Origin of the sequence: Streptomyces sp. RK62 (genome assembly GCF_018070255.1) — a bacterium.
GTDB classification, from domain to species: domain Bacteria; phylum Actinomycetota; class Actinomycetes; order Streptomycetales; family Streptomycetaceae; genus Streptomyces; species Streptomyces nigra.
Genome location: NZ_JAGPYD010000013.1, coordinates 182,240 through 194,574, shown reverse-complemented (window position 1 = coordinate 194,574; position 12,335 = coordinate 182,240). Strand labels below are relative to the sequence as shown.

Genomic DNA, 12,335 nt, shown 5'->3' with positions numbered 1-12,335 from the left:
GTTTGGGACTGATCAGCGTGTGGCACGGCGGTGAGCGTACCGGGAGTACCCCCTTGCGGGCGAAGTGAGGGGCGGGGGGTGCCGTGGTTCCCGGGGTCGGGGGTGATCGTTGTCACGGGGCGGTTCCTGGCTGCTCGGTGCTGATCAGGGGGTCAGGGTTTGTAGGAGACCGGAAGGCTGGCGGGCTTGGCCCCGGTCGGCGGGACCTGGAGGGTCTTCAGCGCGAACTCCATGACCTGCTTGTAGATGGGGCCGCAGATCTGGCCGCCGAAGTAGTTGCCCTGGGTGGCGTTCTGGATGGCGCAGTAGACGGTGATCCGGGGCTTGTCCGCGGGTGCGAAGCCGGCGAACGACGATGTGTAGCCGCGGTACTTGCCGGTGGCCGGATCCACTCGGTTCGCCGTACCCGTCTTGCCCGCGACGCGGTAGCCGGGGATGCGCGCCTTGGTGCCGGTGCCCTCGCGGTCGTCCACGACGGACTCCAGCATCCGGGCGAGCGTCTTCGCCGTCTTCTCACTGATCACCCGGGTCTTCTTGGGCTTGGCTGCCTCGGTGAACTGCCCGTCGGGGCCCTTGGTGCCGCGGACGAGCGTGGGTTCGACGCGGACACCGCCGTTGGCGATCGTGGAGTAGATGGACGCGGCCTGCATGGCGTTCAGGGACAGGCCCTGGCCGAAAGGAATCGTGTACTGCTGCGACGTCGACCACTTGCCGGGGGCGGCCAGGATGCCCGGGGTCTCGCCGGGGAAGCCGAGCCCGGTGTAGCTGCCGAGGCCGAACTTGCGCAGATAGTCGTAGAGGACCTTGTTGGCCTTCGGCTGGGTCTTGCCGAGCTGGCCGGTGGCGAGGATCGTGCCGATGTTGCTGGACTTGGCGAGCACGCCGTTGAGCGTGAGGTACCAGGTCTCGTGGTCGATGTCGTCCTTGAAGAGCCGGTCGCCGCGGTGCAGCCGGTTCGGTACGACGACATGCGTGCCGGGCGTGGCCACGCCCTCCTCCAGGACGGCGGCCATCGACATGATCTTGGCGGTGGAGCCGGGCTCGTAGGCGTCCTGGAGGGCCGCGTTGCCCATGTTGGCGCCGCTGGCCTCGGACAGGTCGTTGGGGTCGAAGCCGGGTGCGTTGGCCATGGCGAGGACCTCGCCGGTGCGGGTGTCCTGGACGATGACGTAGCCGCGGTCCGCCTTGGACTTGGCGACCTGCTCGCTGATCGCGTTCTGCGCGGCCCACTGGATGTCGCGGTCGATGGTGAGCTCGACGTCGCTGCCGGGCACGGCCGGGGTCTCGGTGGCGTTGACGGTGGGGACCTGCCGCCCGCCGGACTGGGCGTAGCGGATCTCGCCGTCCTTGCCGGACAGCTCCTCGTTCAGCTGCTGCTCGACCCCGCCGCCGCCCTTGCCGTCGGCGTTGACCCAGCCCAGTATCCCGGCGGCGAGGTCGCCGTTGGGGTACACGCGCTTGCTGCTGGCGACCGACAGGACGCCGCCGAGGACGTTCACCGTGGCCTTGTCGGCCTCGGACTTGGTGGCGAGCGCCGTCTTCAGGTCCTTGATCTGCTTCCAGACCTGCGGGCTCTGGCGGCTGGCCAGCAGGGTGTAGCGGAGGTTCTTGTTCGCCGGCCGGAGCTTCTTGACGATGTCGTCCTGCTCCTGGCCGAGGATCGGCGCGAGGAGGGCGGCCGCCTGCTCGGGGCCGTCGTCGACGCCGAGCTGCTCGCGGGTGAAGAGGGTGGGGTCGGCCGTGATGTCGTACGCGTCGACGCTGGTCGCGAGGGCCACGCCGTTGCGGTCGGTGATGCCGCCGCGCTCGGCGGCCAGGGTGTAGCCGACGTAGCGGTTCTTCTCGGCCTTCGCGGCGTAGGTGCTCGCGTCGACGCCCTGCACCTGGAGCAGGCGCACCACGAAGGCGCTGAGGACGAGGGTCAGGGCCAGGCCGACCATGCGCAGCCGGGGGCGGGGGCTGCCGAGCCGGATGGTGCCCTGGGCGCCGGGGCGGGGCCGGGCCGGGCGGCGGGCGGGGCGGGCGCCGGGTCCCGGGCGTCGCTGGGCGCCGCCGGAGCGGGCGGGCTTCGCGGGTCCGGGCACACGGCGGCGCGGCGGTTCCCTGTCGGACACTTCCGTCACCTGCCGGGGGTCGGGTACGGGGAGGGCTGTGCGTCGGAGGGGGCCGGGGACGCGCCCGGCGTGCCCTGCGGTGAGGTGGCGGCCGGGTCCGGCTCGGGTGAGGTGCCGGGTGTGGCGGGGTCACCGGTGAGGGCCTCGGGGGCGAGCAGGAGCGGGTCGCGGGCGGCGGCGGGACCGGCGGCCGCAGCGCTGGGGACGCCCTTGACGGTGCCGTCGGGGCCGAGGAAGGCGGGGTCGCCGCCGGGCACCATGCCGAGTTCGCGGGCGCGGCGCTGGAGGGCGTCGGGCGCGGAGTAGGCGTCGATGTCGCGCTGGAGGGACTGTTCCTCGTCGGTGAGGGTCTTCGTCTCCCGTTCGAGGTCGTCGAGCCGGAACGCGCCCTCGCTGAGGGCGGAGTTCAGCACGAGCAGTCCGATGAGCCCGCCGCCGAGGAGGAGGACGACGAGGAGGACGAAGGGGGCGCGGGCGGCGCGTCCGGCCCCCGCGGGCAGGAGCCGGGCGAGCCGGGCGGCCCGGCCCCTCAGTTCGGGTTTCCCGCTCACGCGCCCTCCCCCGTCCGGTGCTCCGGCCCGCAGGCGGCGTGCCCTCCGGGACCGGGCGTCCGCCCCTGCCTCTCGGCCCTCATTCGATGGACTCCCTGATGCGCTCGGCGCCGCGCAGCCGCGCCGGTGCGGCACGGCGGTTCTCGGCGACCTCTTCCTCCGTGGGAAGTTCGGCACCGCGTGTCAGCAGCTTGAGCCGGGGCTGGTAGCGCTCGGGCACGACGGGCAGCCCGGGCGGGGCGGTGGTGGCCGCGCCGGCCGCGAAGACCTGCTTGACCAGCCGGTCCTCCAGCGAGTGGTACGACAGCACGGCGATCCGCCCGCCCACGGCGAGGGCCTCCACGGCGGCCGGGATGGCCCGCTCCAGGACGGACAGCTCGCCGTTGACCTCGATGCGCAGCGCCTGGAAGGTGCGCTTGGCCGGGTTGCCGCCGGTGCGCTTGGCGGCCTGGGGCAGCGCGTCCCGGATGAGCTCGACGAGCCGGGCGCTGTTGGTGAACGGCTCCTTCTCGCGCTCGCGCACGACGGCGGACACGATCCGCTTGGCCTGCTTCTCCTCGCCGTAGGCGCGCAGGATGCGGACGAGCTCGCCGGGCGGGTAGGTGTTGAGGACCTCGGCGGCGCTGATGCCGGTCGTCTGGTCCATGCGCATGTCGAGCGGGGCGTCCTGCGCGTAGGCGAAGCCGCGGTCGGCCTCGTCGAGCTGCATGGAGGAGACGCCGAGGTCGAACAGGACGCCCTGGACGCGCGGGATGCCGAGGCGGGCGAGGACGTCGGGCAGCTCGTCGTAGACGGCGTGCACGAGATGGGCGCGCTCGCCGTAGGGCGCGAGCCGTTCGCCGGAGAGGCGCAGGGCCTCGGTGTCCCGGTCGAGGGCGACGAGCCGGGCCTCGGGGAAGCGCCGCAGCAGAGCCTCGCTGTGTCCGCCGAGGCCGAGGGTGCAGTCGACGACGACGGCTCCGGGCTGTTCCAGGGCGGGGGCCAGCAGGTCGAGGCACCGCTGGAGCATCACCGGGACGTGCCGGTCCTCCCGTCGCCCGCCGTCCGTGTGGGGAAGCGCTTCGCGCCCTGTCACTCTTGGGCCCTCTCAGATCCGGCGGCGCACGCACCGCCGGGTCTCCCGCCGCTCGTGAAGGGGGGGTCTGCCGGCGCCTGGAGCGTCAGCCGACCGGGAGCGGGAGGAGGCCGAGCCGTACGTACGCGCCGCGCACGCGGGGAGGTCTCCGGAAAGTCGCCGGAGCCTCCGGGGTTTGCTGTCCAGCAGGGGGAGTCTCGCCTCCCGCTTCGCGTCACTTTAGTCCACGGTGTCGCGCGGTCAATCAACCGGCCTGCGCGTCGCCGCGACGGGTTCCGATGACGCCCGGCGGGCGGCGAAACCGCTCGTATGGGGGCACTCACACCACCCCTGTGGGTTAGCTCACAACAAGCCTCGATGACGTTCTTTGTCCCCTCTCACGACAGGACCGGCGCCGATGTGACCAGTACCGTCATGGGTATGACGACTTCTGCATCGGTTCCTGCCGGCTCCGACAGCGCGATAGACCGCAGCGGGACGGTCACCGACCGCCTCGTCGACGCCAACGCGCAGTACGCCGCCGAATTCGCCGACCCGGGCATGGACGCCCGTCCCGTCCTGCGCGTCGCCATCGTGGCCTGTATGGACGCCCGTCTCGACCTGCACGCCGCGCTGGGGCTGGAGCTGGGCGACTGTCACACGATCCGCAACGCGGGCGGAGTCGTCACCGACGACGTGATCCGTTCGCTCACCATCAGCCAGCGGGCGCTCGGCACCCGCAGCATCGTCCTGATCCACCACACCAACTGCGGCCTGGAGTCCCTCACCGAGGAGTTCCGGCACGAGCTGGAGATGGAGGTCGGCCAGCGTCCGGCGTGGGCGGTGGAGTCCTTCCGGGACGTCGACCAGGACGTCCGCCAGTCCATGCAGCGGGTGCGCACCTCACCGTTCCTGCTGCACAACGACGATGTGCGCGGCTTCGTCTTCGACGTGAAGACGGGTCTGCTGCGCGAGGTCGACGCCGCCTGACCCCGGCCGGCGACACCTCGTGGTGACATCGCGCGCACCCCTGGTGACCATCGGCTTCACCTGTCGTTTCGCTGTCGATCCCGCCCTGCGGGGCACACAAAAGCCCCTAAGACCGACATAACGCAGGCAGTTGTCCACAGTCGAGTGACACGAATCGGTAACGGCAGCAAGAATGCGAGTGTGGCAGCACGCGCACCGTCTCAGGCGTGGTGCCCGTGTTCCAGGGGAGGGCCGGTCCGCGTTGTGTCGGCCCGGTAAGAACGGGCCGAGGAGGGCCGGGTGACGACCTATGACGATCGAGCGAGCCTCACAGATCTGACCGCCACTGCGGAGCGTGTCCGCAGTTCGGTGGAGGGTGTGATCGAGGGCAAGCCCGAGGTCGTACGGCTTTCGCTGACCGTACTGCTCGCCGAGGGGCATCTTCTGATCGAGGATGTCCCCGGCGTGGGCAAGACCATGCTGGCCAAGGCGCTGGCGCGATCCATCGACTGCTCGGTGCGGCGGATCCAGTTCACGCCCGACCTGCTGCCGTCCGACATCACGGGCGTGTCCATCTGGGACCAGCAGCGCAAGGACTTCGAGTTCAAGCCGGGCGCGATCTTCGCGCAGATCGTGATCGGCGACGAGATCAACCGCGCCTCGCCGAAGACCCAGTCCGCGCTCCTGGAGTCCATGGAGGAGCGCCAGGTCACCATCGACGGGCACACCTACGAGCTGCCCAGCCCCTTCATGGTGGTGGCCACGCAGAACCCGGTCGAGATGGAGGGCACCTACCCGCTGCCCGAGGCCCAGCGCGACCGCTTCATGGCCCGGGTCTCCGTCGGCTACCCGAGCGTGGAGGCCGAGCTGCAGATGCTGGACGTGCACGGCGGGGTGTCCCCGCTGGAGGACCTCCAGCCGGTGGCCCACGCGCACGACATCGTCAAGCTGATCGACGCCGTGCGCGGGGTCCATGTGGCCGAGCCGGTCCGCCGGTACGCGGTGGAGCTGGTCGCGGCCACGCGCATCCACCCGGACCTCAGACTCGGCGCCTCCCCGCGCGCGACGCTGCATCTGCTGCGCGCGGCGAAGGCGTCGGCGGCCCTCAGCGGCCGGGAGTACGCGCTGCCGGACGACGTCCAGGCACTCGCCCCGGCCGTCCTGGCCCACCGTCTGCTGCCCACCGCGCAGGCCCAGCTCAACCGCCGCACCGCCGAGCAGGTCGTCCAGGAGATCCTGCAGAGCACCCCGGTGCCGGCCGCGCCCCATCAGCAGAGCGGCTTCGGCGGTCTCGGCCGCGGCGCCGGCGCGTACGGCCATCAGCCGCCGCGGAGGCTCGGATGACCTCCGGCGAGGCCGGCCGGGCCGACGCGGACCGCGGTGACCGCAGCGGGGTCCGTACGGCACTGGCCGGTCTGACGACGCGCGGCCGCTCCTTCCTGGCGGCGGGCGTCGCGGCCGCCGTCTGCGCGTACGTCCTGGGGCAGAGCGACCTGCTGCGCGTCGGGCTGCTGCTCGCCGCGCTGCCGCTGGTCTGCGCGACCGTGCTGTACCGCACCCGTTACCGGGTCGCGGGCAGCCGGCGGCTGTCCCCCGCGCGTGTGCCCGCCGGCAGCGAGGCCCGGGTGCATCTGGGGATCGACAACGTCTCCCGGCTGCCCACCGGACTGCTGATGCTCCAGGACCGGGTGCCCTACGTCCTCGGTCCCCGGCCCCGCTTCGTGCTGGACCGGGTGGAGGCCGGCGGCCGGCGCGAGGTGTCCTACCGGGTGCGCTCCGACCTGCGCGGCCGCTATCCGCTGGGCCCGCTGCAGCTGCGCCTGAGCGACCCGTTCGGCATGTGCGAGCTGACCCGCTCCTTCTCGGCGTACGACGACCTCACCGTCGTCCCGCGCGTGCAGCCGCTGCCGCCGGTCCGCTTCGGCGGCGAGGCCAAGGGGTACGGCGACGGGCGGCAGCGCTCCCTGGCGCTGGCTGGCGAGGACGACGTGATCCCGCGCGGCTACCGCTACGGCGACGATCTGCGCCGGGTGCACTGGCGCTCCACCGCCCGCTACGGCGAGCTCATGGTGCGCCGCGAGGAGCAGCCGCAGCGCTCCCGCTGCACCGTGCTGCTCGACACCCGGGGCGACGCCTTCCTGGGCGCGGGCCCCGACTCGGCGTTCGAGTGGGCCGTCTCCGGTGCGGCCTCCGTGCTGGTGCACATGCTGGAGCGGGGCTTCTCCGTACGGCTGCTGACGGACACCGGGTCCTCGGTGCCGGGCGAGGGCACCGACGGCTTCGCGGGCGCCAGCCAGGAGTCGGCGGACGCCGCCGGGCTGATGATGGACACCCTCGCGGTGATCGACCACTCCGACCACGAGGGCCTGTCGCGCGCCTACGACGTGCTGCGCGGCGGCAACGAAGGATTGCTGGTCGCCTTCTTCGGCGACCTGGACGAGGAACAGGCGGCGGTGGCCGCCCGGATGCGGCAGCGCAGCGGGGGCGCGATCGCCTTCGTGCTGGACAGCGAGACCTGGACGCGGGAGGCGACGGACGTCCCCGGGGCCCTGTCCGGCCGGCACGAGGAGCGGCTGCATCTGCTGCGCGACGCCGGCTGGACCGCGCTCGGCGTGCCCCGCGGCGCCCCGCTGGAGGACATGTGGCGGCGGGCCGACCGGGAGCGCAGCGGGCTCACCGCGGCCGGTGGCGGGGAGGCATGGGGATGAGCGGGCGGACACGGATGGCGCTGTGCGCCGCGGCGGCCACCCTGATGGCGTCCTGCGCGCTGCTGCCGCTGGTCATGTCGGTGAGCTGGCTGGTGCAGGCCGCGCTGATGCTGGCGGTCCTGAGCGGCGTGGGCATGCTGACCCGGCGGGTGCCGCTGGCCCGGCCGCTGACCGTGGCCACACAGGCCGTCGTCGCGCTGGCCCTGCTGACCCTGGCGTTCGCGAGCAGCGAGGCCGTGCTCGGGGTGATCCCGGGACCGGAGGCGTTCCGGCACTTCGGCGAGCTGCTGCAGGCGGGCGGCGAGGACGTCAACCACTACTCGGCCCCCGCCCCGCTCACACCCGGCATCCGGCTGATGCTGGTCGGCGGTGTCCTGGTGATAGGGCTCGCGGTGGACGCCGTCGCGGTGACGTTCCGCAGCGCCGCCCCCGCCGGGCTGCCGCTGCTCGCGCTGTACTCGGTGGCCGCGGGGCTGTCCGAGGGGGCGGCGGACGGCCTGTGGTTCGTGGTCGCCGCCGTCGGCTATCTGATGCTGCTCCTCGCGGAGGGCCGCGACCGGCTCTCCCAGTGGGGCCGGGTCTTCAGCGGGGCCCCGCGCCACCCCGGCGCCGCGCCGGGCGGTGCGGTGGCGCCGGTGCGCACCGGACGGCGGATCGGTGTGCTCGCCCTGGGCATCGCCCTGGTCGTGCCGCTCGCCCTGCCCGCCATGAACGGCGGCCTGCTCGGCCCCGCGGGCACGGGGATCGGCGCCGGCAGCGGGAGCGGCGGGACGATCTCCGCGGTGAACCCGCTGGTGTCGCTGCGCGACAGCCTGAACGTCGAGGAGGACCGCCAGGTCCTGTCGCTGCGGACCGACAACTCCGACATCTCCAGCATGTATCTGCGGATCGTGTCCCTCGACGACTTCGACGGCACGACGTGGCAGCCGTCCAAGCGGACCATCGAGGCGGTGCCCGATCCGTTCCCGACCCCGTTCGGGCTGGGTCCGGACATCAAGCGCAACGAGGTCGTGACGACCGTCCGGGCCGCCGACTGGTACGCGCAGAACTGGCTGCCGATGCCGTATCCGCCGAGCGCCGTGAAGATCCCCGGCGACTGGCGGTACGAGCCGCTCGGCATGACCGTCGTCGGCGACCGCCGTCAGACCACGCGCGGTGTCACGTACACCGTGCGCTCCCTGGACGTGCGGCCGACGGCGAAGCAGCTGGCGGAGGCGCCCGAGGCGCCGACCGCGCTGCGGCGCGAGTTCACACAGCTGCCCGACTCGCTGCCGGACGTCGTCGCCCGTACCGCGCGCGAGGTCACCGAGGGCGCGACCAGCCGGTACGACCAGGCGGTCAAGCTGCAGGACTACTTCTCCCTGACGGGTGGGTTCGAGTACGACACCGACGTCAAGGTCGGCAGCGGCCCGGGCGCGATCGCCCGCTTCCTGAAGGACAGGGAGGGCTTCTGCGTCCACTTCTCCTTCGCGATGGCGGCGATGGCCCGCTCGCTGGACATCCCGGCCCGGGTCGCGGTGGGCTTCGCGCCGGGCACCCCGCAGGGTGACGGCACGGTGTCGGTGGGGCTGCGGGACGCGCACGCCTGGCCCGAGCTGTACTTCGAGGGCGTCGGCTGGACGCGTTTCGAGCCGACGCCGACCCGTGGCTCGGTGCCGTCGTACACCCAGCCGGACTCGTCCAGCAGCGCGCAGCCGGACGAGTCGCGCCCCTCGCAGTCGGCGAGCGAGGCTCCTTCTCCGTCCGCTTCGGAGAGCGACAGCTGCGCGGGCCAGCGCCCCGAGCTATGCGCGAGCGAGTCCCCGGCCCTGGCCCTGGGCTCGGACGACGACGGCCCCCGGTGGTATCTGGCGCTGGCCTGGGCGCTCGGCGGGCTGCTGGCCCTGCTGATCCCGCTGGCGCCGGCGCTGTGGCGGCTGCGGACCAGAGGGGTACGGCTCGGCGGGCACGGCCGCTCGGACGAGGACGCGGCGCTGCACACGCTGGCGGTCTGGCAGGAACTGACCGACACGGCGTGGGACTTCGGCATCCCGCCGGACGACAGCCAGACCCCGCGCCGGACCGCGGCCCGGATCGTGCGGCTGGGCCTGCTCGATCCTCCGGCGGCGGAGTCCGTCCACCGCATCGCGGACGCGGTGGAGCAGGTCCTGTACGCCCCGGCCCCGCGCCCGGTGGCCGGCCTGGCGGAGGAGGCCCGCCGGGTCCGCGCCGACCTGAACGCCAAGGTCAGCCGGCTGACCCGGCTGCGGGCGCTCCTCGCCCCGCGTTCGACCGTGCGGGTGGTGTGGGCCCTGGCGGACCGCTGGGCGGCGGTGAAGCAGCGTGCGGCGGCGGCCCGCCCGAGCCGGCGGCGGCCGTGGGCGCCGGGGCAGCGGGGCTGAGGCCGGAGCCTGACGGGCGCCGGGGTAACGCGTATGCGGTCCTGCCCGGCGCCGGGCAGGACCCGCGCGTACGGCCGTGGGTGTACGGCGGTCTCATGGCCCTGGGTGTACGGCGGCATACGGCCTCAGCAATACGACCGGCGACCGCCCTCGGCTATACGACTCTGGGCATACGACAGGGGGTGACCACCCTTCGGTGGTCACCCCCTGATGTCGTTCGGGAGTGGCTCGGCGGCTAGTGGCCGCCCTGTTCGTCGCGGCGGCGCTGCCAGCGCTGCTCGATCCTGTCCATCATGGAGCGCCTCTGCCGTGGCCGATGGCCGGCCTGCGGCCCGCCCGCGGGCTGCTCGCCCGGCTTGGGGGCCTTGCGCCAGCCGGTCACGGCGAGGACCGCACAGCCAAGCATCACCAGGAAGCCCACCACACTGAGCCACACCTGCTTGGCGACCATTCCAGCCATGAGGAGCGCGATACCTACGAGGAAGCCCGCGACCGCCTGGTAGACCCGTCGCCGGGTGTACGTGCGCAGCCCGCTTCCCTCAAGCGCTGTCGCGAACTTGGGATCTTCGGCGTACAGCGCTCGCTCCATCTGCTCGAGCATGCGCTGCTCGTGCTCCGAGAGCGGCACGGAGTCCTCCTCATCGTGCAGTCGCCGGGGCGACCCGGGGGGTCCCTTCAGGATAGGCAGGGAATCGCCCCCGTGAAACCCGCCCCTCTACGCCAATTGGCCAACCGGGCCCCGGCATGGCGCCCCGGCTCGCTGAGATCTACTTTCCCCAGCGGCCGACCCGTCATGCCGGAACGGTCTCCCTCGATCATACGGCGCCGCGCGCCGGGACGGGGGGCCTGTGGCGTACTCCATGTGCGGCCAAGTCCCTGATCAAGGCATGCCCCGGCGGGGTGAACGCACCGGGCCGCTCAGGCCCCGGCCGCCTCGGCGGTCTCACCGAGCACATGGAGCTGGGTGGCCACCGAGTGGAAGGCGGGCAGCTCGGCCGCCGCCTCCTCCAGCTTCAGCAGCGCCTCCAGCGCCCCGGGCTCGGTGTCCACGAGGACGCCCGGCACGAGGTCGGCGAAGACCCGCACGCCGTGCACGGCACCGACCCGCAGGCCCGCGCCCTCGACCAGCCCGGTGAGCTGGTCGACGGTGAAGCGCCGGGGCACCGGGTCGCCCTGGCCCCAGCGCCCGTCGGGGTCCTCCAGGGCCCGCTTGGCCTCCGTGAAGTGGCCGGCGAGCGCCCGCGCGAGCACCGCGCCGCCGAGCCCGGCGGCGAGCAGGCTGAGCACACCCTCGGGGCGCAGCGCGGCCACCGCGTTGCGGACGCCCTCGGCGGGGTCGTCGACGTACTCCAGGACTCCGTGGCACAGCACGATGTCGTAGGCGCCGCGCTCGGCCACGTCGAACAGCCCGTGGGCGTCGCCCTGGACGCCCTGGACGCGGTCGGCGACGTCGGCCTCGGCGGCGCGCCGCTCCAGGGCGAAGAGCGCGTTGGGGCTGGGGTCGACGACGGTGACACGGTGGCCCAGGCGGGCCAGGGGCACGGCGAAGTTGCCGCTGCCGCCCCCGGTGTCGAGGACGTCCAGCGCGGGGCGTCCCGTGGCCTTGACCCGGCGGTCCAGGGCGTCCTGGAGGACCTCCCAGACCACGGCGGTGCGCAGGCCGGCGCGGGGCGGCCGGGAGGGGCCGGAGCGCGGTGTCCCCTGGGGGTGCTGGGCGGAGACGGGCGGGCGCATCGGGTCCGACACGGCGATTGACTCCTCGGCGCGGGACCGCCGTCTGCACGGCGGAGCGAACGGTCTGCCTCACCGGGCCGGATGAGGGCGCGGGGAGGCTGCAGGCACCTCCCACCCTATTGCCTCCCGGGCGCCGGGCGGCCATCCAGGTGCCGGGCGGGCCCGGGCGTCCCGCCCACCGGACTCCCCCGCCGACCAGGGCCGCCGTACGCCTGTGGACGGTGCCTTGGCAGCCGCCCGCGCGGGCTCATCCCGCGTCCGGCATCTCCTCGGAGCGGGGTCCCGGGGCCGGGCCAGCGTCGGTGTCCTGGCGCGGCTGGGGCAGGACCGGCTGGAGCACCAGCATCCGCTCGACGAGCCGCAGGAACATCGCCACGTCCCGTATGAGGTCGTCGGCGTCCCGGCGGTTGGCCGCGCCCCGGATGCCGGCCTCGGCCCGGGCGCGGCGGCGGGCACCGGCGGCGAACAGCGCGCTCCACTCGGCGAGTTCGGGCGCTATCTCGGGGAGCACTTCCCAGGCGCTCCGGATCCTGGCCCGGCGCCTGGGCGTGGTCTCCGGGCGGCCCCGGGCGGCGAGCACGGCGGCGGCGACGCGCAGGGCGGCCAGATGGGCCGTGGCATAGCGCTCGTTGGGGGTCTCGAGGACGGACGCCTCGTCGAGTCCGGCGCGGGCCTGGGCGAGCAGGTCGAGGGCGGCGGGCGGCGCCGTGGCCCGGCGGAGCACCGGGTGCACGTCGCTCGCGGGGCCGGTCAGTGAGGGGGCAGGGCCGGTGGCGCGGCGCCGGCGGGCGGCGGCTGCGTGCGAGCTGGCCATGACGAACCTC

The 12,335-nt window shown here is 73.6% G+C and carries 10 protein-coding genes; 4 read left to right on the top strand and 6 right to left on the bottom strand.

The window, feature by feature from the left end:
* Positions 1 to 152: 152 nt before the first annotated feature.
* From KBY32_RS25420 to rsmH, 3 genes are all read right to left on the bottom strand, one after another.
* Positions 153 to 2,114 carry a peptidoglycan D,D-transpeptidase FtsI family protein gene (locus KBY32_RS25420; RefSeq protein WP_374224991.1) on the bottom strand — a complete coding sequence of 654 codons (1,962 nt, stop codon included), beginning with the start codon at positions 2,112 to 2,114 and terminating at the stop codon, positions 153 to 155.
* 5 nt (positions 2,115 to 2,119) lie between these two features.
* Positions 2,120 to 2,665, bottom strand: a complete 546-nt coding sequence (locus KBY32_RS25415; RefSeq protein WP_210981772.1) for a hypothetical protein — start codon at positions 2,663 to 2,665, stop codon at positions 2,120 to 2,122.
* A 79-nt stretch (positions 2,666 to 2,744) separates the two neighbouring features.
* A complete protein-coding gene (rsmH, locus tag KBY32_RS25410; RefSeq protein WP_079033851.1) occupies positions 2,745 to 3,740 on the bottom strand; it encodes a 16S rRNA (cytosine(1402)-N(4))-methyltransferase RsmH in 996 nt (331 codons plus the stop codon).
* A gap of 420 nt (positions 3,741 to 4,160) precedes the next feature.
* Between rsmH and KBY32_RS25405 the strand changes: the two genes are divergently transcribed.
* The 4 genes from KBY32_RS25405 to KBY32_RS25390 all read left to right on the top strand — a co-directional run bounded on the left by KBY32_RS25405 (position 4,161) and on the right by KBY32_RS25390 (position 9,777).
* Positions 4,161 to 4,709, top strand: a complete 549-nt coding sequence (locus tag KBY32_RS25405; RefSeq protein WP_247689960.1) for a carbonic anhydrase — start codon at positions 4,161 to 4,163, stop codon at positions 4,707 to 4,709.
* A gap of 279 nt (positions 4,710 to 4,988) precedes the next feature.
* Positions 4,989 to 6,032 carry a MoxR family ATPase gene (locus tag KBY32_RS25400; protein WP_055624570.1) on the top strand — a complete coding sequence of 348 codons (1,044 nt, stop codon included), beginning with the start codon at positions 4,989 to 4,991 and terminating at the stop codon, positions 6,030 to 6,032.
* Positions 6,029 to 7,396, top strand: coding sequence for a DUF58 domain-containing protein (locus KBY32_RS25395; protein ID WP_210981770.1), 1,368 nt, complete (start codon positions 6,029 to 6,031; stop codon positions 7,394 to 7,396). The genes KBY32_RS25400 and KBY32_RS25395 overlap by 4 nt, the downstream gene beginning before the upstream one ends.
* Positions 7,393 to 9,777: a DUF3488 and transglutaminase-like domain-containing protein gene (locus tag KBY32_RS25390; RefSeq protein WP_210981769.1), complete on the top strand. Its 2,385-nt coding sequence runs from the start codon at positions 7,393 to 7,395 to the stop codon at positions 9,775 to 9,777. Before KBY32_RS25395 ends, KBY32_RS25390 begins: the two co-directional genes overlap by 4 nt.
* A 235-nt stretch (positions 9,778 to 10,012) precedes the next feature.
* On the opposite strand, the gene KBY32_RS25385 is transcribed toward KBY32_RS25390, so the two are convergent.
* From KBY32_RS25385 to KBY32_RS25375, 3 genes are all read right to left on the bottom strand, one after another.
* Positions 10,013 to 10,405: a DUF3040 domain-containing protein gene (locus KBY32_RS25385; RefSeq protein WP_108706486.1), complete on the bottom strand. Its 393-nt coding sequence runs from the start codon at positions 10,403 to 10,405 to the stop codon at positions 10,013 to 10,015.
* A 290-nt stretch (positions 10,406 to 10,695) separates the two neighbouring features.
* Positions 10,696 to 11,523, bottom strand: coding sequence for a methyltransferase (locus KBY32_RS25380; protein WP_055624566.1), 828 nt, complete (start codon positions 11,521 to 11,523; stop codon positions 10,696 to 10,698).
* A gap of 235 nt (positions 11,524 to 11,758) precedes the next feature.
* Positions 11,759 to 12,325, bottom strand: coding sequence for an SAV_6107 family HEPN domain-containing protein (locus KBY32_RS25375; RefSeq protein ID WP_055624565.1), 567 nt, complete (start codon positions 12,323 to 12,325; stop codon positions 11,759 to 11,761).
* Positions 12,326 to 12,335 lie beyond the last annotated feature (10 nt).